Source organism: Streptococcus sp. DD13, from assembly GCF_001578875.1.
Classification (GTDB): Bacteria; Bacillota; Bacilli; order Lactobacillales; family Streptococcaceae; genus Streptococcus.
Map to the genome: position 1 here is coordinate 501040 of NZ_KQ969506.1, position 22151 is coordinate 523190.

Here is a 22151-nt window from a genome sequence, read left to right on the forward strand (position 1 = left end):
TCTTTCTCGCTTTCTAAAACTGATGGGAAACAAAGAGGGATTCGAATGAATAGAGCCTTCTACAATTTTCGTTTCTATTAAGCTAGCAGGCCTTGTAGCATTGCTCCTTATTCATCCATTTCAAATGGTTCGCTCTTTTGTTTATTAGGCAAACACAAGGAAAGCAGAAGGCCAACAAGCGCTGGTAGGAGCCAAGGTAGCGAAGCTTTTGCAAAAGGAAGTTGTTCAATCAGATTGGTGAGGAAGCTTAGTTTAAACCCATCTCCCAGGACACTTGCGCACGCAATCAGAGCTACTAGTCCAACTGTCAATTGCATACCTGGCTTTGAGAGCGGGAGAAACTTATTGACAATCACAATCATCACGATCGTAATCGTGATCGGATACAAAATGACTAGAACGGGCAGGGAGTATTGGATAATAGCTTCTAAACCAAGATTGGCAATGGCAAAGCCAATGAACGTAAAGGCCGTCGCATAAACCTGATAACTAATGCGTGGAAAACGCCCATGAAAGAACTCTCCGGTTGAGACAATCAAACCAACTGTCGTTGTAAAACAGGTGACAATCACCATGGCAGCCAGAAAGAGCTGTGCAGTCGGTCCAAAGATTTCTTGTGTGGCTTGCGATAAAATATAAACTCCTGGCGTTCCCCCCTTCATCACTTCTGCTGGCACAGGGAAGTGATTGCCGAGAAAGCCCAAGCCAATATAAAGAACACTAAAAGCAAGGGCAACGACGATACCCACCACCCATATCGTAGAGATGTATTCTTTCTTGCTTGAAAATCCAAGTTGTTTTAATGTCTGTACAGCAATGACACTAAAGGCAACAGAGGCTAAGGCATCAAGCGTATTGTAACCTTCCAAAAATCCGGTCCCAAATGCTGAAGCTTGATAGGCTGTTGAGGCGGTTTGTGAAACATTTCCACCATACTTAAGAGCACCGAGAACGACTAGAATGACAATTAATAGCGCAAAAATAGGAGTTAAAATTCGGCCAATCCGATCCAAAATCTTCGAAGGATTGAGTGCAATGAGATAAGCTGCCGCAAAGTAAAGAATGGTAAAAACAATCAATCCTATCCCTTTTCCCGCTTCTGACAAGAGAGGACTAATTCCTACCTCATAGGCTGTGGTCGCGGTCCGTGGAATAGCAAAGAAAGGACCAATCGATAAATACAATACGGACAGATAGAGAGTAGCAAACCATGGGGAGATTTTTTGGGAAATCTCGTAAATATACCCTTTAGGGTTCAAGGTCCCCACTATCAAGGTCAGAACAGCTAGTCCGACACCCGATAAGACAAATCCCAAAATAGCTGGTAAAAATTGATTTCCCGATAAAGCTCCTAGCGAAGGAGGAAAAATCAGATTACCGGCTCCAAAAAATATCCCAAATAACAACAAGCCAGTTAAGGCTCCTTTTTTAGCCATAAATATCTCCTTAAACTTTCTAAATACTGACCTAGTATACCACGAAAAAGGCTTGAAACAAAGTCTTGTGACTAAAAGATAAGAGATCCGAAAACGGCTTGTCCTTGTATGTGAAAAAGTAAGCTCCAACCTTTTCCTTGCTAACGAAAAGGTCAGTTATTCTATCATTTCTATCAAAAAAGAGGATGCCTATATTTGAAACTCTATTGTGCCTGCTTCGATAGTCCTAAATAGCATTAGCCAACGATCATTCAGCTGTAACATGTAAATAGGTTTAGAACTTCCATTCATTCTGCATTTCTTTTATTCCTTTTCGATCTTCCCCATTTTCAGAGTTCACAGACATTTTACTATTTTACATAAAAACAAATAGAACAAAATCGCCATTCTTGGTTCTTTTGTTCTATTCTTGCTTATTTTGCTATGATGATCAAATCGTTGACACTAAACTTAATTTTTCAAATTCTTCTGGAGAAAGAGGGGAGATTTCCAATTGATTGGCATCTAGTTCGTGGAGCAGCTCTTCTGACAAAGAGTTCAAAAAGACGAAGTAATCTAGACCCGCAATGGCCTCGTAATCCTCGGGTTTGGATCCGTCTCCTTTAACTTGGACCAGATGGAGCTCCCAGTGGACTTCTTTTCCCGCCAATTGACCTACGTAGGAAGCGGGTACAAATGGTTCTTTTGGCAAGACGGTTTTCACTCCTTGGGCCAAGCGATAAACACCATGAATCCTCTGCTCTTGGTCTTGATAGAAAGTAGCCGTTCCAAAATGAGCATCCGAAAACTGAACACGATCCACCAGGGCTTCAAATTGTTCCAAACCATCAGCCTCTAAAAAACTTTCCAGATTTTCTTGACTCAAAAATATGGGATGAAAAATTCCCTGGATCAAGGTAAAACGTACCTTCTTATCTGTCAAATAGGTTCTGACGCTCTCCTGAAAATAACGGTCAAACGAAAAGTCCTCTAGGCCTGCAACGGGATTTCCTGTGATAGTCGAAAGCGCTTGAATCAGAGCAAATGCCACTGCCCAATCCTTTCTCGTCAACAAATCTGGAAGCTCGACTTGATAGGCTTTTTGAGAATCTGCATAAGATACTTTAAATAGAAAGCGTGACTTCCCTACTAGAGCACATTCCATGTATTGAAGACGATCCAGTGGTTCTAGAAAATGAGATGCCTCATACGAATGGGATTCTAGGCCATCTACTAACCCGAGTACCGCCTTAGCCGTTAGAATTTCCTGTTCCCCTAATACACTAATTTTATTTGGAATAAGGAATCGTTTCACCATAGTCTCTCTCCTTTGTGTAATCGTTTACACTAGTATACACCATTTTTCTGAAAAAAACTGAAACAAACTTTAACAATTTCGGTAAAAAGCATAGAAAAACAGCCCCAAAGGGCTGCTAGATCCTTAAACTGCTGGTACTGGCTCAAGGTTTTCTCCGATAGCCGCAAGGCGTGCAACCACTTCTTCTTGACTCAAGCCATGTTCTTCCACATAGCGGTTACGTGGGTGCACCCGACATTCGTGTGAACAACCACGGAGGTACTTCGCTTCATTTTCCTCTGAAGTCAAGATACGACGGTTACAGTAAGGGTTTCCACAGTTGACATAGCGTTCGCAAGGCGTCCCATCAAACCAGTCCTTCCCGACAACGATAGGGTCTACATGGTTGATGTCAACGGCAATCCGCTCGTCAAAGACATACATCTTTCCATCCCAAAGCTCGCCTTGAACTTCAGGATCCTTACCGTAAGTTGCAATCCCACCGTGCAATTGGCCGACATCCTTGTAGCCTTCACGGACCATCCAACCTGAGAATTTCTCACAGCGGACACCACCCGTGCAGTAAACCACCACGCGCTTGTCCATAAATTCTTCCTTGTGATCACGGACCCATTGAGGCAACTCACGGAAGTTGCGAATGTCTGGGCGGATAGCGCCACGGAAGTGACCTAGGTCGTACTCATAGTCATTGCGGGTGTCCAAAACAACGGTATCTTCATCAAGTAAAGCTTCCTTGAACTCTTTTGGTGACAAGTAAGCCCCTGTTGTTTCAAGTGGGTTGATATCATTATCAAAGTTATTGTCTTCCAAACCAAGGTGGACAATCTCTTTCTTGTAACGGACAAACATCTTTTTGAAGGCTTGCTTTTCTTCAAGGTCAATCTTGAACCATAGGTCTTCCATACCTGGAAGGCTGTGAACGTAGTCCATGTATTTTTGCGTGGTTTCAAAATCACCGGAAACCGTTCCGTTAATGCCTTCATCAGCGACAAGGATCCGACCTTTGAGACCGATAGACTTACAGAAAGCCAAGTGGTCAGCTGCAAATTGCTCTGCGTTTTCAATCGGTGTGTAGAGGTAATACAGTAAGACACGAATATCTTTTGCCATAAGATTTCTTCTCTTTTCTAATCTTGAATTTTCAGAATTTTTTCATCTAATACCTCTAGTATACCGGCTTCAGTTAGGGAATGCAATTTATTTGCTTGAAAACCCATTGCTCTACGCTCCTGATACAGAATAATTAGTTGACCTTCCGCAATCGTTTCATCTCATCAACAGGGCATACACGATTTCTTTTAAGAAGAATTGCCAGGCGCACACGAGCCACTCCTACGACAAGTCTTTCAAAAATTCTACTACCTGATGATTGTTCATCCTCACGTAATATACGCCTTTTCTGACAAGTTTATCTTCCTTATATTGTGCAATCTCCACAGCATAAAGTCCGTTTGGTAGTGGTTTCTTGTTCAAAAATTCCTTTATGAGCGTCTCAAGATCGTTCATATAGGCCTCATCGGGGAGATTATTTTGATCATTTGGAACAAGATACTGAAGTTCTAATTTCGGTATAAAAATTTCCTTTTGGAACAGTTCTTGTACATCCATGGGGTACATGCCTTGTAGAGGCCGTCGTTCTTGTTGATTTTTCTTTAGAATTTGATCATAGTAGGCCATATGGTCGGACTGGTCGTTAAATTCAAAATGAAGGCCTTCAAACTTTAATCCAGATACTGTCGATTCTTTGATTGCGCTCTCCAATGATTTCAAAAAGTCGCTCGTGCCTGGACTAGCTTCAATCCCCAAATAGGCTAATTCTGGGAAAGCATTGTAGATTTTTTGTTTTGTTTGAAATCAACCTCTGCATCTGTCATTCTATCGATTTCTTTTTTCGAAGAACCAGACGTTGGAGTATAGTAGGTAAAACGCGTCTTAGCATGATAGGGTGTTCCCGCAATATTTTCAGTATAGGTTCCAATGATGGTATAACCTTCCACATCTATAAAATCTTTGTGATAATCTTCCAATTTAAACTGACCGGTCAGACCGTAGTTTTGATAAGACCGGTGCACAGCTTGCTCGATTTCCGATCGGCTGGCATTCGTAAACACACCCCACATCTGTAACATCGCAACAATCGGACCTAAGATGAACAATACAGCAAGTGTGGTCATGAGGGTGAAACAACCTATTCCAATCGGATTCCTTCTCTTAAGAGTCCCTTCAATTTCTCTCATCCCTTTCTCTTTCTCTTTCCTTAAGTCTTTTAGAATGAGAAAAGTGAGTAGGCCAAATACGATAAAAATCACTTTACATCCTCCTTCGATATTGAATTACTGCGACTCGTTGTCTAGATTCCAAGTAGCTAGAATCACATCCCCTGATAAGGGATAGAGAATCTCCATTGTCGTACCGAGATAAACCATATAATCCTAAAGTTCGCACGAACCCCTTGCGCGGATAGCTTCTGAATGACCAATATCCACTGAACCTTACAGGATCGATCGATATAAGAGAAGACCCCCTCCTTGAGAAATCACCCATTTGTAGGGGTCCTTCTACCAACCTATTTGTCTCGATCGTGATCCCTCCCTAAACAGATGATGATCTCGTCTTAGCCCACTATGGCATTCAAAATCTTAATCTTCTAACCCTGCCTCTATCTTCTCTTGCTTCTTCTGATTGATAAAGGATAAGCATTTTTCCATAAGGTAAGTCAAAAGAACAAAGATAAGTATTTCCAGTAAAATCTTTATCAGATATTTAGGACTCAGCATGAAGCTTGTCGATTCTCTTCTTCCGAAAATATCTAAGCCCGTCATAAATAGAGCGAATAACAGACCCGATCCAATACGGCTGAACCAGCCATGCATTTCAAACATATCCCGAATATCAATTCCTAAACTCCATCTTCTTATAAAAGCATAGACTCCTATAGCCATCAGTAGAAGACCTTCTGGTAGATAAGCCATTAGCTCCAAATCTAAAACATAAACTTTCACAAGGACCGATACTGCGATAAAGAAGAGCATCCCTAGGACGATTTCGCTAGCAACCTTCCCATCCAGTAATAACGTCCTTTCATCTTTGACAATAACTTCTTTCTTTTGTTTCATTTTGGTTCTCCCTCTTTTAAGCAATTATTCCCAGAATAGTTGATCTAGCGTCTTTTCCAGGGTCTTACAAATGGCAAGGCACAAGCTAAGCGACGGGTTGTATTTCCCAGCCTCGATCAAACCAATGGTCTGGCGAGTCACCCCGATGGCATCTGCTAGATCCCCTTGCGTCATGTCATGCTCGACCCGGGCCATTTTTAGTTTAAGATTCTTTGCCACATCTTTTTCCTTTCTCTAGTTTATAAGCATATTGTACACTATATTTTATCTTTTGCAATATATATATTTCTTTTTGTAAGATATTTTTAAAGAAAGAATGTTATGTCGAATCGTTTTGAATTCTAAAAGATTATTCTGTCTTTCCACCATCCGGTTATCTGAAAAGTCAAAAACACTAGCATAGGCCTCCCTAAGCTAGTGTTTCATTATTTATTTCTATCCAGTGTAAGTCCACTTAGAGACGATCGTTCAGGTCTTATTTCAAAACGGCTCAACAGCTACTTACTCTGCAACGTCTTTTTCTTTTGCGAGACGTTCTCGTTCTAAGCGCAATTTGCGATTAGGGTTCAACGTATTAAAAAGCTCTTCTAACTTCTCAGCATTCCACACATCTGCTGCTGAGACAAAATTTCCGTTCTTATCCTTAAAAGATATGGGTTTATCTCCCATTCCTACCTCCTGCACCTGTCGCAAATCTTCCAGGTGCCCTTTATCCTAATCTACAAATTCAAACTCAAAGTTGCCTAGACGGACAATATCGCCATCTTTGGCTCCTCGTTCACGAAGCGCCTCGTCTACTCCCATTCCCCTTAATTGACGGGCAAATTTCATCACAGACTCATCCCGCTCCATATTGGTCATGACAAAGAGACGTTCCAATTTCTCGCCAGACAAGACCCAAGCGGCATCATCATCACGGTGAATTTCAAAAGGACGTTCTTCCGCATCAAATCCATAGTAAACTTCTTCTTCCTCTTGGAAATCCGCTTCATCATAGAGTAGAAACTCATCCGTTTTTTCCAAAAGTTCTGCTGTTGCTTCCAGGAGATTTTCCAATCCTTGATGCGCTAAACTCGAAATAGGGAAAATCATAGGCAGGTCATCAAACTCGTCGTAGCTGGAGGTCAATTTTTTCTTGAATTCTTCTAGATTTTCAGCAGCATCTGGCATGTCCATCTTGTTGGCCACAATGATTTGCGGACGTTCCAAGAGACGGAGATTGTATGTCTCCAGTTCTTTATTAATTTGGCAATAGTCTTCATAAGGGTCCCGTCCTTCACTAGCTGACATATCGATGACATGCAAGATCACCCGCGTCCGCTCAATGTGGCGGAGAAATTGAGTCCCCAATCCGACACCCTGACTGGCTCCTTCTATCAGTCCCGGAAGATCCGCAACAGCAAAGGATTCTCCAGATTTGGTGCGAACCATCCCAAGATTCGGAACGATCGTTGTAAAATGATAGGCTCCAATTTTTGGTTTTGCTGAAGTAATCACGCTAAGTAGAGTGGATTTACCCACAGATGGAAAACCAACCAACCCAACATCAGCTAGAACTTTTAACTCCAATTCCAACTGACGTTCCTCGCCAGGTTCTCCATTTTCGGAGATTTCTGGTGCAGGATTTTTTGGTGTCGCAAAACGAATATTGCCTCGTCCACCACGGCCCCCACGAGCAACCACAAATTCTTGCCCATTTTCGACCAAATCAGTGAGAATCTTACCAGTCTCAGCATCCCGAACGGTTGTCCCTTGTGGTACACGGACAACTAGATCTTCTGCACCCCGGCCATGCATCCCCTTAGTCATTCCTTTTTCACCATCTTTGGCGCGGAACTTCCGGTTGTAGCGAAAATCCATCAGGGTTCGCAATCCCTCGTCGACACGAAAGATGACAGAGCCCCCTTTGCCTCCATCGCCCCCCCAAGGACCTCCATTGGGGACATATTTTTCTCGGCGGAAGGCAACCATCCCGTCACCACCCTTACCAGCTTTAACGGAAATTTTTGCTGTATCTAAAAACATACTCATTTTTACCTTTTCGACTCCTTCCCATTCATCATATGGTTCGTCCTGCAAAGGAAAAGGAGGGAGTCCTCCTTATCCTATCTTATTACCAGATTGCACTGATCGCTTGTAGCAATAGGCCGGCAATCGTTACTAGGACCATAATGACAATGACAAATAACGTAATTTTTTCAAATGTAGACTTTTTATGTTTTTCTTCTCCAAAAGCCATAGGCTAATCCTTCTTTCTGTATAATCTTTCTTGAATTGTCTTTATTAGTGTACCATGAAAAGCTATGAAATTCAATGTTCCTTCTCTTTCGTCAACTTCTGATGAACGGCTTCTGCCACCTTATAAGGGACACCTGCTTCTGCAATTTCTTGGATAGAAGCCTCTTGAAGAGCACTCATCGATTTAAAATGCTTGAGCAAGGATTGCTTCCGCTTTGGTCCTAAACCTTGAATATCGTCTAATTTTGACGAGAAGGAATTTTTCGACCGAAGCTGCCGATGAAATGTGATAGCAAATCGGTGAACTTCATCTTGTATCCGTTGCAACAAAAAGAATTCCTGAGACTGGCGCTCCAAAGGGATAACCTGTAAGGGCTCTCCAAACAAGAGTTCATGCGTCTGATGTTTCTCATTTTTCTGCAAACCAGCTATGGGAATGGATAGACCTAACTCATCCACAATGACCTGTCTGGCACTGCTTACTTGCCCCTGCCCGCCATCAATAACGATTAAGTCTGGCTGGGGTAAGCCTTCTCGTTTCACACGACCATAGCGTCTCCTTAAGATTTCACGCATAGAAGCATAATCATCCGGTCCCACAACGGTCTTGATTTTGTATTTTCGATATTCCTTCTTATTGGCTTGTCCATTTTCAAATACAACCATTGCAGCGACCGGGCTAGTCCCTTGAATATTCGAGTTATCAAATGCTTCAATCCGACGCGGAGTGGAGATCCCAAGGAGTTTTCCAATATTGTTCACTGCACCCTGGGTTCTTTGATAATCCTTTTCGACCAAGCTAAATTTTTGTTCCAAACTCACGCGCGCATTTTTGATTGCTAGATTAATCAGCTGTTTCTTTTCCCCCCGTTGAGGCTGCAAAATTTTGGTGTCTACTAGGTATTCCACTGACTCTTTATCAATATCTTTTGGGATCAATACTTCATTGGGAATGATGTGTTGTTGCTCCCGATAAAATTGACCAATGAAGGTTAAAAAATCATCCTCTGCCTCATTATAGTAAGGAAATAACTGCACATTCCGTTCAATCAATTTTCCTTGCCGTACAAAGAAAACTTGAACACACATCCAACCCCGGTCGACATAATAGCCGAAAACATCGCGATCTTGCAAGTCTTTGGCCATCACCCGTTGCTTGGTTCGTAAGGTTGCGATAGACTGAAGAAGATCCCGATATTCTGCAGCCTTTTCAAATTCCATTTCTGTCGCAGCTGTCTGCATTTTACGCTTTAGGTCGTCGATGATTTTGTCGTCATGTCCTGTTAAAAACTGGGCCACTTCTTCTGTCATCCTAGCATAGTCCGCTCGACTGGGCATCTGTTCACCATGTGCTAGACACTGGCCCAAATGGTAGTAGAGACAATATTTATTTTCAGGTAATTTGCACTTTCGGAACGGAAAAAGTCGATTCAATAATTTCAAGGTTTGATTGGCCGCATTAACATCTGGATAGGGACCAAAATACCGTCCACCATCCTTCTTGACCTGACGTGTAATCAAAAGGCGAGGATGCCGTTCATTGCTAATCTTAATAAAAGGGTAGGACTTATCATCCTTGAGCATGATATTGTAGCGAGGCTTGTTTTCCTGTATCAGATTGATTTCTAACAGGAGAGCTTCAATGTTGGATTCCGTCACAATAAACTCAAAATCATCGATTTCTGCGACTAAAGCTTCTGTCTTGGTATCATGGGAGCCTCGAAAATAGGAACGTACGCGATTTCGAAGATTCTTAGCCTTCCCCACATAAATGATTTTCCCAAATTTGTTCTTGTGAATGTAACAACCCGGACTATCCGGTAGCAATTCCAATTTGTGTCTTATCCATGAATTCATACTGCTATTATACCACGTTTCCCTCTTTTTCCCTTTTTCCAATCTAGCTTGGTCTCATCACTCTTTTCCTTCCTAAGAAGCAAGAAGAGTCAGCCCATAAGCGATAAGATAAAAAAGCCAAGACAGCCTAGCGTATGCGCGTGCTTTCTTGGCATGAATAAAATGAAACTAGTTCGTGACGAGGTTCGTAATCACAAAACTATTTCCTGTTTTTTTAAGGGTATAGACCTTATCTCGTTTATTGACATTTTCTTTGATACTTGATTTGGTATAAGTTACACGGAACTCTTCGTGTGTCTTAACAGTAATCGTATCCCCATCTTCAGAAATTTCTTGAACGGTCAACTCAATCGGCGTATAGTAATCGATGTATTTATCTTTTACTTCCTGCGTCGTCCATTTTTTCATTTCTTCAAATAAACTATCGTTATCATAGTATTTGCTATAGTTAGCCGTGCGATTTTTAACCCCTTCAAAGACGGCATCTCGATAGTCTTGAAGAAAGTCCGTCACATCTGATTTGAGTTTTTCCTTGGCTTTTGCTTTTTCCTTTTTTCTTCCTCCTGCTTCTTCAAGTCCGCAAGCGCTTTGTCTAATTTCGTCTGCGCATCACTGGTTAAGGACAAATCGGCCTCTAACACGTTCGATTGACTTGATGCAGTCAGTGTTTTCTTTTCCGTTGTAAGCTCCTGCCCGGCGACAGTAAAGGTTGCATAGACTTCTAATTTTTGATCATTAATGACTGGGATTCTCGTATTTAAGGCATTCCCAATCTGCACATCATTGGCATAGAGCTTCACATTTGATAGGGCTGGAATACCAGATGGAAGCGTAACCCGCAATGTTTTTTCACTGGTCTCAACAACTAAATCAAGCTGATTATTTTTTACTTCACTCAACTGAAGGATGAGCTCCGTCTGAAAGTCTCCAACATTGGTCGTGGCTTTTACAGGAAACTTTTGACTAGCAAAATGATAACGCCCTAGTTCAGCTGATTCTGCCTTCTTGAAGTCTTTTCCAGCTACTGTTACACCCGACAAATTGGTTTGGACAGTTACCTTGATCGGATGAGAAGTGATCTTGTATTGATCAAAAAAGACAAATATCTTTTGATCTTTCTCGACACTTAACAACTGATTCCCATTCTTATCCGAAACAGGTGTATCCGTTCGGGCACTATCTTCTAAAGCAGTCTGCAGTTGGATATTTTGCTCCTCTAGATAAGTCACAAAACTCTCTGCCTCAGTATCTGTCCACTCATCTTTAGAGGTTGATAAGAGCTTGGCAACTTGGCTATAATTTTTTTCCGATACAGCCTTCGTAAACTGATCGATCGCTACCTGCTTTCCTGAAATCGAAGAAATATAAAAATATCCAAACACAAGACCAAGTAAAAGAAGCAAAGAGGACAGTAGAAAGACAATGCGTTTCTTTCGTGACTTCCCACTCTTAGAACTTCCTTTTACTTTCGGGCTTGAATCTTTGGCGACCGCCGCTGAGTATTCCGGTTCCACAGAAGGGTGATCATCAGATGTTGGTAACACCCCAGCCTCAAATGGGCTGCTACCTGACTCTGCTAAGAGAGTCCGAGGATCCGGAAATCCATCATCAATCAATTCGTCTGGATACTGTCCTGCCTCGACTGTAGTATGTCTTGTCCAGTCCTCTTGTTCAAAAGCCAAACCTTGATTTTCTGATAGCTGAGGCGCATCGGGAGCCGGCTGGGTACTTGTCTCAGACACTGACTCGATCGTCCCTTCTGAAGGTAAGGGTGAAGATCCTGCCTCTCTCGGAATGGTTGAGTCAGGCATTCCTTGTTTAGACAGATAACTTTCCTCTACTGGTTTATCTTCATCTTTCGTACGCAAGAAACTACCACAATTCGTACAAAATTTCTGACCATGGTCGTTTTTCTTCCCACAATTCGTACAAAAATTCATCGTTCCCCCTCTTTCTTGACCTGAGTGATCTGAATCTGACTAGCTGGTGCGCCACATCTTCCACAAAAATTTTGTCCACTGACTGCACTTTGGCAATGATAACAGTGAGAAATCGGCTTTTGGACTACTCTTGAAGTATGCGGTAAATCCAGCGCTGACTGACAAGATGAACAGAATAAATCCCGCTCATCATTCATCGCTTCACATTTTGAACAGATTTTTCTCATCTCTCTCTCCTAGACAGCATGTGAACAGCAAACACAGAAGCGATTTTCGAGCTGATTTTCCGTCTGACAAACTGTACAGGTTTTCATCGGAAATGGCTGAACTGCCTCCCTAGTCCCTTCAAGTCTGGTCCCACAATTTCCACAAAATCGGTCACTTGCTTCAGACTGATATCCGCAATTTGGGCATAATAAGGATTGCTCCTCCTCCCATCTTTTTTGGAGGATTTCTTGACTATGGTAAAGCCGATAATAAGAATCTAAAATCCCTGCAATTTGCTGAGGAAAGACTCCCATTGGTTGGTTCATTTCTTGTTGATAGACCATCAGCCCCAGCTGATAGATCAGTTGATCACGATAGTCCTGCAAGGGTTGTAAGGATTCTTCTAACGCCCTAGAGTCAACTTGTTCTAACTGATGACGAATTTCTTCGAATGAATGCATCCTAATCTCCTTCCGTTATTCTATAAATCAGTTTCATTCCGGATCATACCTGATTATAAACCGTCTTTCGTAAACATTATACCATGATTTAGCGAGAGAGACATGTTTGGACTGGTTGTTCCATTTCCAAACATTCTACGCGAAAGAAGAAAACATCCCTAGGACAACTGCCTAACGCTTATCACATAAGCTAGACTTCCTAGGAATGTTCTCTTATTTGAAAATGTAACAGAATAAAAACGATTTGCAAACTTTTCCAAGTCCGTTTTATTTGGTCTTTTCTTCTTCGTAGTCTCCGTTTGGACATACGACCTGTTTGCCACCACCACGTACTTTTTTCTCGACTAAGGCCGCGTGACACTTTGGACAGTCACGTCCGACTGGCTTATCCCAAGACGTAAATTCACACTCAGGATAGCGATCACATCCGTAAAATAGGCGATTTCGCTTGCTCTTGCGCTCAATGATTTGACCTTTATGACACTCTGGACAGGTCACACCAATCGATTTAACGATTTGCTTGGTATTTCGACAGTCTGGGAAATTACTACAAGCATAAAATTTCCCAAATCGACCGAGTTTAATCACCATCGGATGACCACAGACATCACAGTCAAAACCAGCAGGTTCATCCTTGATCTGAATCTTTTCCATTTCCTCTTCAGCTTTACTCAATTCCACTTTGAAAGGCTGATAAAACTCATCAATGACTCGCTGCCATTCTTCTTTCCCGATTTCAACATCATCCAATTTCTGCTCCATTTCTGCCGTAAATGTGACGTTGACAATGTCTGGGAAAAACTCCACGATTAATTTATTGACAATCTCACCCAACTCAGTTGGTTCGAACCGTTTGGCAGCTAATTTCACATAGTATCGCTTTTGGATGGTATCAATCGTTGGGGCATAGGTAGATGGGCGTCCCACACCGTTTTCTTCCAATGTCTTAATGAGGGTCGCTTCTGAATAGCGAGCCGGTGGCTGGGTAAAATGCTGTTCAGGTTGAGTGACCGAACGTTGAACAATATCACCTTTTTCCATATCCGGGAGCATTTTATTTTTGTCCGTGTCATTGTATACAATCATATAGCCGTTAAATTTGACTTGACTTCCATTTGCGGTGAAGACCACACCATTTTGTTCCAAACGGACATTCATCGTATCAAAAATAGCCGCAGTCATTTGACTGGCAACAAAGCGATTCCAAATAAGAGTATACAGTTTCAGCTGATCCTTATCCAAATATTTGGCAATAGACTCTGGTGTTAAATTCACATTTGATGGACGGATTGCCTCATGAGCATCTTGTGCGCTGGTCGCGTTTCGGACACGATTTCCGTTTCGAGAATAGTGCTCACCATAAGTTTCTTTAATAAACTGAGCGGCTTGTCCTTGTGCTAACGGACTGATCCGTGTAGAGTCTGTCCGCATATAGGTAATTAACCCTTGCACGCCAGAGCCGACATTGATTCCCTCATAGAGTTGTTGCGCCACCATCATGGTCTTACGAGTTCGGAAGTTGATTTTATTCGCCGCATCCATTTGCATGCTAGATGTGGTATACGGTAGAGGAGAATTACGTTTTCTCTCTTTTCTTTCGACCTGCTCTACGGTAAAATCATCACTGGTCAACCGAGCCAATACTTCTTGTACTTGCTCATTGGTTTCCAGCTTCATTTTTTTGCCGTTTAAACCATAAAAATTCGCTTGGAATTTCTTGTTTCCCTTCTTAAAGGTCCCATCAATCGTCCAATATTCTTCTGGTTTAAAAGCTTTGATTTCATTTTCACGATCGATAATTAACTTTAAGGCAACAGACTGCACGCGCCCTGCTGACAAGCCTTTTTTGACCTTTTTCCATAAGATTGGAGAGATAGAGTAACCGACAATCCTGTCTAAAACACGACGAGCTTGTTGGGCATCTACCAAATCTTGGTTAATCGTTCGAGGCTCCTTGAATGCATCCTTAACCGCGTCCTTTGTAATCTCATTAAAAACGACACGATTCTTTTCAGACTCATCCAAGTTTAAAATATGGGCTAAATGCCAAGCAATCGCCTCTCCTTCCCGGTCCGGGTCACTTGCCAGGTAGACTTGTTTGGCCTTTTTAGCTTCTTTTTTCAAATCATTGATCAGAGGACCTTTTCCACGAATATTGATATACTGGGGCTGGTAGTCATTGTCAAAATCAATGGACATCGAAGATTTTTTTAAATCCCGAATATGACCAACAGAGGCCACAACCTTATAACTACGGCCTAGATATTTTTCAATGGTTTTTGCTTTTGCAGGTGACTCTACGATCACAAGATTCTTCTTGACAGTTTTCTTTTTCTTGGTAACAGTTGCCATAGCACTCTTCCTTTGGATTGGATTTTCAAAATAGCATCACAAGTTCCTACTTTTCCTAAGTTGTTCAAATTGTAAAAAGAAAAGGAGGAAATGATTTGTTTTTCCGTATGAAAATCGAAAATAGGAGGCCTCCCCACGGGAACTTTCCTACTCACAACACAAAAAAGAATAAACTAAAATTCTAGACCTGTCAAGAAAATATTTTTTCCTATAGGAAAACGAGCTTCAAAAAGGATACTCTGAAAGAACGTCTAAGCCCGACGTGATGCACTTAGCGCCTTCTTTGATCAGGGAATGACAACCAGCTGAATGGCCACTGAGGATATCCCCCGGAATCGCAAAAACTTCTCGCCCTTCCTCCATCGCTCGTTCACAGGTAATCAAACTTCCAGAGCGGATTCGAGCTTCTGCGACGATAACGCCCATCGATAGACCTGCAATAATCCGATTTCTTGCTGGAAAATGGAATTTATGAGGACCTTGTCCGGGACCATATTCCGACAGAATCAACCCATGCTTCCCGATGTACTCTTGCAATCGAGCATTTGTTTTGGGATAGGAAATATCAAGACCTGTACCAATCACTGCAATGGTAGGCGTTTGATTTCGAATGCTAGCATAGTGGGCTGCCGCATCGATCCCTTTGGCCAATCCACTGACAATCACAAACTTGCCCTCTAGACCAGCAATGACCTTTTCGACCGACTGAATACCGATCTTCGTTGCATCACGCGCACCGACTACTGCTATCTTAGGAAGCTTTAATAATTCCTTGTTTCCTTGGTAGAAGAGTAAGACTGGCGGATCATACATTTCCTTTAATTGCTCTGGATAGTCTTCTTCCAATAGAGATATCGTAGGATATTTCCTAAACTCTTTCTTCAAAGCAAGAAGATCTAAGCTCCGGTAGTTTTCCATAAACAATACGGGTTTTCGACATTCGGACACAACCGCTACATCCCTTAAGGACAGAGACTTTTTGTGCATTTTGGCATAGTGGATAACCTTTAAAATCTGATGGTTTTGTAGTCCAGCACGTTGTAATTTGTAAAGTTCAAAATTATTCATATCTACTCCTCTCATTTATTTATTCGAAAAGGAAATAGAGATAAAGAAGGACTTAAAAATCATTGGATTCGTTCTCAGAGACAAAAAGAAATCCCTCCAAATGGAAGAACATCTTTTTTCTAAGATAGGTGAAATATGCGAAAATAGAATCAAGATTTGGCTATCATGGACTTCACAGGCTCAAAAGATTGTCGATGAATCGGACAAACTCCTTGTTTTTCCAATCCTTGAAGGTGTTCTTTGGTTCCATATCCTGCATTTTTAGTAAAGCCATATCCCGGATATTGCACATCGTACGCTGCCATCATCTGGTCCCGTGTCACTTTGGCCACGATAGAGGCCGCCGCGATGGATAAGGAATTCGCATCTCCTTTAATAATCGACTCTTGTGGCGTAGGCAAGTCTAGCTTCATTGCATCGATCAGTAGAAAGTCTGGAAGGACTGCTAGTTGGAAGAAAGCCTCTTTCATAGCCAGTTTTGTCGCTTCATAGATATTGACCTCATCAATGGTTCGGCTATCCATCACCCCAACCCCCACGGCTATGGCCTGGTCCAACACAGCGTGATAGATAGCAAGGTGCCGACTCTTGGGAATTTTCTTCGAATCATTCAGTCCTTGAATTTTACAATTTTTGGGCAAAATCACTGCCGCTGCGACCACTGGACCTGCTAAAGGACCACGTCCTACTTCGTCAATCCCTGCAATACAATTAAAACCCTTTTTATACAAGTCTTTTTCATAAGTAAGCATGGCTTCTAGACGGTCCTCTTCTGCCTTTTCTTTTTGAATGGCCTGACGACGCTGTTGGATGGCGCGTTGCACACCAGCGCGAGAATCTGCTTCAAATGCACTCCATTGGGGATCGGACAAACTCTTTAAAAGGGACAGTTGTTCTTTGATTTCCTTAATGGTCGCCATCTACATCCACCCCTACCAGATCCAAGGTGTAGCGACCAAGCTTTCCATCACGAACTTCTTTGACAAAAAGGGAGTAAAAGCGGTCATAATCATCTCGAAATCCTAACTTTTGCGTCATCGTCATGATCATATCTGGAGCTTCTGCCTCTAAATCGATGCCTTTAAAACGCTCCTTCAAGGGGCCTGGATAGTACTGTTTAAAGTAATTCAGACCAAAAATTGTCACCTCATCCATCGGTAAGAGCTGGTCCTTGATAGCACCTGTTAAGGCTAATTTTAACCCGACCACCTCATCTTCAAACTTCGGCCAGAGAATCCCTGGTGTGTCCAGAATTTCTAACTCCTTATTGGACTTAAGCCACTGTTGTCCCTTGGTCACACCAGGTTTGTTCCCAACAACAGCAATTTTCTTTCCAGCCAACCGATTCATCAAAGTAGATTTCCCTGCATTTGGAATTCCAATAATCATGGTCCGTAAGGTTTCTTTTTGAATCCCACGTTCCCGCAACTTGGTCAGCTTCTCTTTCATCAATTCTTTCGCAGCATCTGTGACCAATTTCACCGTAGACTGCTCCTTTGAGTTGATGGCAAGGGTTTTAAGACCTTGTTGTTCAAAATAACTGCGCCATTCCTTAGTTCGAGTAGGATCCGCTAAGTCGGCCTTGTTTAGAATCAATAATTTTGGTTTGTCCCCAACAATTTTTGTCAGCATGGGATTTTGACTAGATAATGGTAAACGTGCATCCACTAGAATCGTCACAAAATCCACATGTTTTAGGTTTTCCTGGACTTGACGTCGCGCCTTAGACATGTGTCCTGGAAACCATTGAATAGTAGCCATGAATGTTTCTCCTTTGATATGACAGGTCTTTCAAGACCTGTTTTACTGTTTTTCTGATTGACGAATCAAAAGCTAATAACCTTTTTCTGTTCGCTCACGAAAAGGAACAATGGTCTCCCTTTTGATCAGAGAGACTTCTTCCAATCTGACATCAAATTTGATGTGAAGTTCTCTCTCAGCTCGCATAAAAGCTTCTGACGTATTCCTTAAAAAAGTTATAGAAGTTCTTTTCTGTTTGCCAGTAATCGGAACACGGTTCCTCTAAATGGTCTGATGTGATCTTCCTATTTGATTTATCGATCATCGATTGACCTTCGTTTTCTTATAAAAACGATGACAGGACAACGAGAAAAGAAAAGATGAATACTCAGCTATTTTATCATTTTTTCTTCTTCTATGCTTGGCTTTAAAATACACTTTTTCATACAGGTCAAGAATTGCAAGACATTTTTCATGCAAACCTGTTGCATAACCATTATTCAATGGTCAGTAGATAGTGATTAACCTCTGATGAGTTTATCTAGTATCTAAAAAGTAAGCAAATGTCTCATTTTCTCTCGAACACTATTATGTTAACTCGTCACCGTTTTTAGTGCCTTAAGAGAAGCACGAAAGTCCGTCTAGGGATTTCATGAAAAATTTGTTCATCTTTCGTACTGGGGCACTATCCGTCTGTGAAGCTAACTCTATTTCGTAGATCCCCTGAGGACACACTTCTATTTCTGAAAATAAATTTTAAGTCATTAAGGGCAATCATTCTAGACTCACTATCCAACGCTTCAATCTCTTGATACTTATACTCTTTTTTCAGATAGAAGTCTGAGCCAACAGATAGGATAGCAAGAGCTGTAAGAAAACTTGGTGAGGACCATTTGCTGAAAGAAGAAAAGCCAGAAATAAATTCTGACCTCTTATTCTTATCTTAATTGTTCAAAGTGCAGGTGGACCGCAATCTTATCAGCATATCCATTTCGTTCCAGATCCCTTTGGAGACGGTAGGAAATATAATGTTCTGCAATCGTGATGTAACCAGCATCTAACAAGCGATGTTCCACTTGTGATTGAACCATGGAAATAGTTGGACGCTCTGTCTGTGCTTCTTCCAAATCTAACATCACTTTTTTCGTAACCTGTGCCAGGTTTTGACGCCAGGTTTCATCAATTACATAAACCGTTTGAGCAGCCTTCAAAATCGCCTGGTAAATCTTTTCAGGATCGAAGTCCACTATTTCACCACTACGTTTGATTACTTGCATACTTGCACCTCCTTAGCGAATATTCTTACTTTTATTATCTGTTGAAAAAGGCCATTTGTCAAGTTTGAAATCTCTCTTGAAAGACATTTTTAATAATCAGGACGCAAGACGCCGGTAACGGTTTCCTTTGTGGCTTGATAGTCTCCATCTACTACGACTTTGATAATGCGTTTGGCTTCTTCTTCAGGGGCCGGTACCAAAGGCAAGCGTGTTGGACCTGCTGCAAATCCAAGATAGTTTAAAACAGCTTTCACAGGAGCTGGGCTTGGGTAAGAGAAGAGGGCATTGACTTTTGGAATAAATTGCCGTTGAATAGCCGCTGCTGCTTTAATATCATTATGCTCAATAGCTTCCAACATGGCATGCATCTCGTCGCCATTGGTATGAGAAGCAACAGATATCACACCGTCAGCTCCCAAATTCATCGCATGAAAGGCATCTCCATCCTCCCCTGTGTATACTAAGAATTCTTCTGGCTTGTTTTCAATGAGGTAGGCCATATTCGCCAAGCTAGTACACTCTTTGACACCGATAATATTCGGATGGTCAGCTAGGCGTAACATGGTTTCTGGGGTCATTTCTACCACGACCCGACCAGGAATATTGTAGATAATAATTGGTAAATCAGAAGCGTCCGCAATGGCTTTAAAATGCTGATACATGCCTTCTTGTGAGGGTTTGTTATAGTAGGGAACAATGGCTAAACCTGCCGCAAAGCCTCCAAAAGAAGCAACTTCTTTCACAAATTCAATGGAATCACGTGTGTCATTGGTTCCCACCCCAGCAATCAAAGGAACGCGTCCCGCTACTACCTCTTGCACCGCTGCAAAGAGCTCTAATTCCTCATCATGGGTTAAAGTTGGGCTTTCCGCAGTGGTACCAGCCAGTAAAATGCCATCGGTATGGTGGGCTAAGAGGTGTTCAATCAAAGCAGGGATTGCATCAAAGTTGATGGCCCCATCTTCATGAAAAGGCGTGATAAAAGCGGTGATGAGTTTGCAGTCTTTTAAATCGTTATATGACATATCTCTCCTTTTTAGCTTATAGCAAGAGGGAGGAAATTCTCTTTCTCTCCCTCTTTTCAATCCATAAAATGAGCTTGGCCCTTGCTTATTTGAGCTCAAATTTTAGTTCTTCCGTTGCACGAACGAGACCACGTTCATGGAGTGTTTCAGCAATTTGAACAGAATTCCAAGCTGCCCCTTTAAGCAAGTTGTCTGAAACCACCCACATGTGCAAGCCTTTTTCAGCATCCAAATCTTTGCGAATACGCCCAACAAAAGTTTCATGTTTTCCAACAGCATTGATAGCTTGTGGGTAGACTTGGTGGGCCACATCATCTTCTAAAACAGCACCAGGGAAGGAAGCAATCGCTGCTTTGACCTCTTCAACAGGGGCTACTTCTTTTGTTTCAATATAGACAGACTCAGAATGAGAGAAAAGGACTGGAATCCGGACACAGGTCGCTGATACAGCGATACGGTCGTCTTCCATGATTTTCTTGGTTTCCTTAGTCATCTTCATTTCTTCATAAGTGTAGTCATTGTCTGTAAAGACGTCAATCTGTGGAAGAGCATTAAAGGCGATTGGGTAATGTTTTTTATCCCCACCAGATGGCAGAATATCCGCCTGCAGGTCTTTGGGTTCGACCCCTTCATCAATGACCTCTTTAATTTCACGAAGGGTTTCGTTGATGGCTGACTGACCTGCACCGGAAACGGCTTGGTAAGTAGAAACGATCACTCGCTCTAGCCCCCACTTTTGACGAATCGGTTCCAAAGCGACCATCATTTGAATGGTTGAACAGTTCGGACAAGAGATGATTCCATTATGGGCATCCAAGGCATGAGCATTCACTTCTGGCACCACCAAAGGGACATCGGGGTTTTGTCGGAAATAAGAGGTATTGTCCACCACTACAGCGCCAGCCTTTACAGCATATGGTGCAAATTTTGCTGAGATTGATCCCCCTGCTGAAAATAGCGCAATGTCGACACCCTCAAAAGCATCAGTTGTCGTTTCTTCCACCGTGATATTTTGACCTTTGTAGGTTAAAACCTTCCCTGCTGAACGTCCTGATGCCAACAGACGCAAACGATCAATCGGCAGATTAGATTGTTCCAACTCTTGAATCATGCGTGTCCCTACGGCTCCTGTCGCACCTACAACCGCTACTGTATACCCCATAAAAGTCTCCTCATAAATAAAAATAGATAGTATTATTATACTCTTTTCAGACTCAGTTGAAAAGCCTTATACACATTTTCCATCTGAAAATATGTTCAGTTGACGGGATAGAAATCGAGAAAAATATCCAGGCACTGACTTAAATCGAGTATCCAGCTTTGCATCCTTAAAATACGATTCCTCAACGGGTGATAGAGCCAATGTTTTCCTTTCTTTAGATCGCTCTAACAAGCTTTGGCTTTCCTTTGCGTAAGATAAAAAAAGTCCTTAGTTCAAAAACTAAGGACTAGGGGCATCTTCATGTGATGAACTGGTTCACACAGCTCACCAAGGTCCGCTCCTGCGTCTATGACCTCCCATGCTTCAATGGGCAGATAATCTGCCAATCGACTCATCGCACACTCTTACTATATCATAAAAGAGTCGTTCACACAAGGGAAAAATCCTAGAAGCAGCCATTCAAGGAGTCTGCTTCTCCTTCGATAGACTTTTGCATCCAGATAATATCGTGCCACTTGTGAAACTTATACCCAATGTTAGGAAAATGAGCAACTTGTTGGTATCCCTGCTTTTGATGAAACTGAATGCTCGCATCATTTGGGAGCGCGATACAGGCTAAAAAACGTAAATAGCCACGCTTTAAGAGCTCCTTTTCTAATGCCTTGTATAAAAGTCTTCCCAGTCCTTTCCCACGCTCCGATTCATCCATATAAATGGACAGCTCTACCGCCCAATGATACGCCGCGCGTTCAGAATATGGGGATGCATAGGCATACCCAACGATCCTTCCCTCCACTTCGACGACTAAATAGGGATAATCTTGCACAATCTTGTCAATTCGACTTTCAAATTCTGCAACAGAAGGAACAGCATATTCAAAGGTTATCGCTGTATTTGTCACATATGGTGCGTAGATTGATCGCAAATCCGACGCATCTTCTATCCGGACATGTCTAATCTCCATGTAAACCTCCT

The 22151-nt window shown here is 42.1% G+C and carries 23 protein-coding genes; all 23 read right to left on the bottom strand.

The window, feature by feature from the left end:
- Positions 1–107: 107 nt before the first annotated feature.
- Positions 108–1436 (bottom strand): branched-chain amino acid transport system II carrier protein, encoded by a 1329-nt coding sequence (brnQ, locus tag STRDD13_RS02230; protein ID WP_067101302.1) that lies wholly within the window; start codon positions 1434–1436, stop codon positions 108–110.
- A gap of 430 nt (positions 1437–1866) precedes the next feature.
- A complete protein-coding gene (locus STRDD13_RS02235; RefSeq protein WP_067101306.1) occupies positions 1867–2733 on the bottom strand; it encodes a DUF4299 family protein in 867 nt (288 codons plus the stop codon).
- 123 nt (positions 2734–2856) lie between these two features.
- The gene (trhO, locus tag STRDD13_RS02240; RefSeq protein WP_067101309.1) at positions 2857–3843 is read right to left on the bottom strand and encodes an oxygen-dependent tRNA uridine(34) hydroxylase TrhO; all 987 of its coding nucleotides are present in this window, start codon (positions 3841–3843) and stop codon (positions 2857–2859) included.
- Between the two features lie 222 nt (positions 3844–4065).
- Positions 4066–4503: a hypothetical protein gene (locus STRDD13_RS08675; protein ID WP_231852541.1), complete on the bottom strand. Its 438-nt coding sequence runs from the start codon at positions 4501–4503 to the stop codon at positions 4066–4068.
- Between the two features lie 41 nt (positions 4504–4544).
- Positions 4545–4970 carry a hypothetical protein gene (locus STRDD13_RS08680; protein WP_231852542.1) on the bottom strand — a complete coding sequence of 142 codons (426 nt, stop codon included), beginning with the start codon at positions 4968–4970 and terminating at the stop codon, positions 4545–4547.
- A gap of 402 nt (positions 4971–5372) precedes the next feature.
- Positions 5373–5849 carry a DUF6773 family protein gene (locus STRDD13_RS02250; RefSeq protein ID WP_067101312.1) on the bottom strand — a complete coding sequence of 159 codons (477 nt, stop codon included), beginning with the start codon at positions 5847–5849 and terminating at the stop codon, positions 5373–5375.
- A 24-nt stretch (positions 5850–5873) separates the two neighbouring features.
- Complete coding sequence (locus tag STRDD13_RS02255; RefSeq protein WP_067101315.1) at positions 5874–6068, bottom strand: helix-turn-helix transcriptional regulator; 195 nt, start codon at positions 6066–6068, stop codon at positions 5874–5876.
- A gap of 282 nt (positions 6069–6350) precedes the next feature.
- A complete protein-coding gene (locus STRDD13_RS08410; RefSeq protein ID WP_156471229.1) occupies positions 6351–6518 on the bottom strand; it encodes a hypothetical protein in 168 nt (55 codons plus the stop codon).
- A gap of 45 nt (positions 6519–6563) precedes the next feature.
- Positions 6564–7880, bottom strand: coding sequence for a GTPase ObgE (gene obgE, locus STRDD13_RS02260; protein ID WP_067103156.1), 1317 nt, complete (start codon positions 7878–7880; stop codon positions 6564–6566).
- An 82-nt stretch (positions 7881–7962) separates the two neighbouring features.
- A complete protein-coding gene (locus tag STRDD13_RS08190; protein WP_082781159.1) occupies positions 7963–8088 on the bottom strand; it encodes a DUF4044 domain-containing protein in 126 nt (41 codons plus the stop codon).
- Between the two features lie 71 nt (positions 8089–8159).
- Positions 8160–9944, bottom strand: coding sequence for an excinuclease ABC subunit UvrC (gene uvrC / locus STRDD13_RS02265; RefSeq protein WP_067101319.1), 1785 nt, complete (start codon positions 9942–9944; stop codon positions 8160–8162).
- Positions 9945–10112: 168 nt separating this feature from the next.
- The gene (locus tag STRDD13_RS02270) at positions 10113–10457 is read right to left on the bottom strand and encodes a TcaA NTF2-like domain-containing protein (RefSeq protein ID WP_067101321.1); all 345 of its coding nucleotides are present in this window, start codon (positions 10455–10457) and stop codon (positions 10113–10115) included.
- Positions 10454–11884, bottom strand: coding sequence for a zinc ribbon domain-containing protein (locus STRDD13_RS02275; RefSeq protein WP_067101325.1), 1431 nt, complete (start codon positions 11882–11884; stop codon positions 10454–10456). Before STRDD13_RS02275 ends, STRDD13_RS02270 begins: the two co-directional genes overlap by 4 nt.
- Positions 11881–12111, bottom strand: a complete 231-nt coding sequence (locus STRDD13_RS08195) for a double zinc ribbon domain-containing protein (RefSeq protein WP_082781160.1) — start codon at positions 12109–12111, stop codon at positions 11881–11883. The genes STRDD13_RS02275 and STRDD13_RS08195 overlap by 4 nt, the downstream gene beginning before the upstream one ends.
- Before the next feature lie 9 nt (positions 12112–12120).
- A complete protein-coding gene (locus STRDD13_RS02280) occupies positions 12121–12552 on the bottom strand; it encodes a zinc ribbon domain-containing protein (protein WP_067101329.1) in 432 nt (143 codons plus the stop codon).
- 267 nt (positions 12553–12819) lie between these two features.
- Positions 12820–14904, bottom strand: coding sequence for a type I DNA topoisomerase (gene topA / locus STRDD13_RS02285; RefSeq protein ID WP_067101332.1), 2085 nt, complete (start codon positions 14902–14904; stop codon positions 12820–12822).
- Positions 14905–15129: 225 nt separating this feature from the next.
- Positions 15130–15972 (bottom strand): DNA-processing protein DprA, encoded by an 843-nt coding sequence (gene dprA / locus STRDD13_RS02290; RefSeq protein ID WP_067101335.1) that lies wholly within the window; start codon positions 15970–15972, stop codon positions 15130–15132.
- 149 nt (positions 15973–16121) lie between these two features.
- Positions 16122–16892 carry a ribonuclease HII gene (locus STRDD13_RS02295; protein ID WP_067101338.1) on the bottom strand — a complete coding sequence of 257 codons (771 nt, stop codon included), beginning with the start codon at positions 16890–16892 and terminating at the stop codon, positions 16122–16124.
- Positions 16879–17733, bottom strand: coding sequence for a ribosome biogenesis GTPase YlqF (ylqF, locus tag STRDD13_RS02300; RefSeq protein ID WP_067101341.1), 855 nt, complete (start codon positions 17731–17733; stop codon positions 16879–16881). The genes STRDD13_RS02295 and ylqF overlap by 14 nt, the downstream gene beginning before the upstream one ends.
- 917 nt (positions 17734–18650) lie before the next feature.
- Positions 18651–18989 (bottom strand): ATP cone domain-containing protein, encoded by a 339-nt coding sequence (locus STRDD13_RS02305; protein ID WP_067101344.1) that lies wholly within the window; start codon positions 18987–18989, stop codon positions 18651–18653.
- Positions 18990–19078: 89 nt separating this feature from the next.
- Complete coding sequence (gene dapA / locus STRDD13_RS02310) at positions 19079–20014, bottom strand: 4-hydroxy-tetrahydrodipicolinate synthase (protein ID WP_067101347.1); 936 nt, start codon at positions 20012–20014, stop codon at positions 19079–19081.
- 85 nt (positions 20015–20099) lie between these two features.
- A complete protein-coding gene (locus tag STRDD13_RS02315) occupies positions 20100–21176 on the bottom strand; it encodes an aspartate-semialdehyde dehydrogenase (RefSeq protein WP_067101350.1) in 1077 nt (358 codons plus the stop codon).
- A 445-nt stretch (positions 21177–21621) separates the two neighbouring features.
- Positions 21622–22140 carry a GNAT family N-acetyltransferase gene (locus STRDD13_RS02325; protein ID WP_067101356.1) on the bottom strand — a complete coding sequence of 173 codons (519 nt, stop codon included), beginning with the start codon at positions 22138–22140 and terminating at the stop codon, positions 21622–21624.
- Positions 22141–22151 lie beyond the last annotated feature (11 nt).

Coding starts and splice junctions, on each gene's coding strand:
- STRDD13_RS02295 (WP_067101338.1), bottom strand. CDS start 16,892: ATGGCGACCATTAAGGAAATCAAAGAACAACTGTCCCTTTTAAAGAGT.
- dprA (WP_067101335.1), bottom strand. CDS start 15,972: ATGAATAATTTTGAACTTTACAAATTACAACGTGCTGGACTACAAAAC.
- brnQ (WP_067101302.1), bottom strand. CDS start 1,436: ATGGCTAAAAAAGGAGCCTTAACTGGCTTGTTGTTATTTGGGATATTT.
- trhO (WP_067101309.1), bottom strand. CDS start 3,843: ATGGCAAAAGATATTCGTGTCTTACTGTATTACCTCTACACACCGATT.
- ylqF (WP_067101341.1), bottom strand. CDS start 17,733: ATGGCTACTATTCAATGGTTTCCAGGACACATGTCTAAGGCGCGACGT.
- obgE (WP_067103156.1), bottom strand. CDS start 7,880: ATGAGTATGTTTTTAGATACAGCAAAAATTTCCGTTAAAGCTGGTAAG.
- topA (WP_067101332.1), bottom strand. CDS start 14,904: ATGGCAACTGTTACCAAGAAAAAGAAAACTGTCAAGAAGAATCTTGTG.
- STRDD13_RS02325 (WP_067101356.1), bottom strand. CDS start 22,140: ATGGAGATTAGACATGTCCGGATAGAAGATGCGTCGGATTTGCGATCA.
- STRDD13_RS08680 (WP_231852542.1), bottom strand. CDS start 4,970: ATGAGAGAAATTGAAGGGACTCTTAAGAGAAGGAATCCGATTGGAATA.
- STRDD13_RS02250 (WP_067101312.1), bottom strand. CDS start 5,849: ATGAAACAAAAGAAAGAAGTTATTGTCAAAGATGAAAGGACGTTATTA.
- STRDD13_RS08195 (WP_082781160.1), bottom strand. CDS start 12,111: ATGAGAAAAATCTGTTCAAAATGTGAAGCGATGAATGATGAGCGGGAT.
- STRDD13_RS08190 (WP_082781159.1), bottom strand. CDS start 8,088: ATGGCTTTTGGAGAAGAAAAACATAAAAAGTCTACATTTGAAAAAATT.
- STRDD13_RS02280 (WP_067101329.1), bottom strand. CDS start 12,552: ATGCATTCATTCGAAGAAATTCGTCATCAGTTAGAACAAGTTGACTCT.
- uvrC (WP_067101319.1), bottom strand. CDS start 9,944: ATGAATTCATGGATAAGACACAAATTGGAATTGCTACCGGATAGTCCG.
- STRDD13_RS02315 (WP_067101350.1), bottom strand. CDS start 21,176: ATGGGGTATACAGTAGCGGTTGTAGGTGCGACAGGAGCCGTAGGGACA.
- dapA (WP_067101347.1), bottom strand. CDS start 20,014: ATGTCATATAACGATTTAAAAGACTGCAAACTCATCACCGCTTTTATC.
- STRDD13_RS08410 (WP_156471229.1), bottom strand. CDS start 6,518: ATGGGAGATAAACCCATATCTTTTAAGGATAAGAACGGAAATTTTGTC.
- STRDD13_RS02275 (WP_067101325.1), bottom strand. CDS start 11,884: ATGAATTTTTGTACGAATTGTGGGAAGAAAAACGACCATGGTCAGAAA.
- STRDD13_RS02305 (WP_067101344.1), bottom strand. CDS start 18,989: ATGCAAGTAATCAAACGTAGTGGTGAAATAGTGGACTTCGATCCTGAA.
- STRDD13_RS02235 (WP_067101306.1), bottom strand. CDS start 2,733: ATGGTGAAACGATTCCTTATTCCAAATAAAATTAGTGTATTAGGGGAA.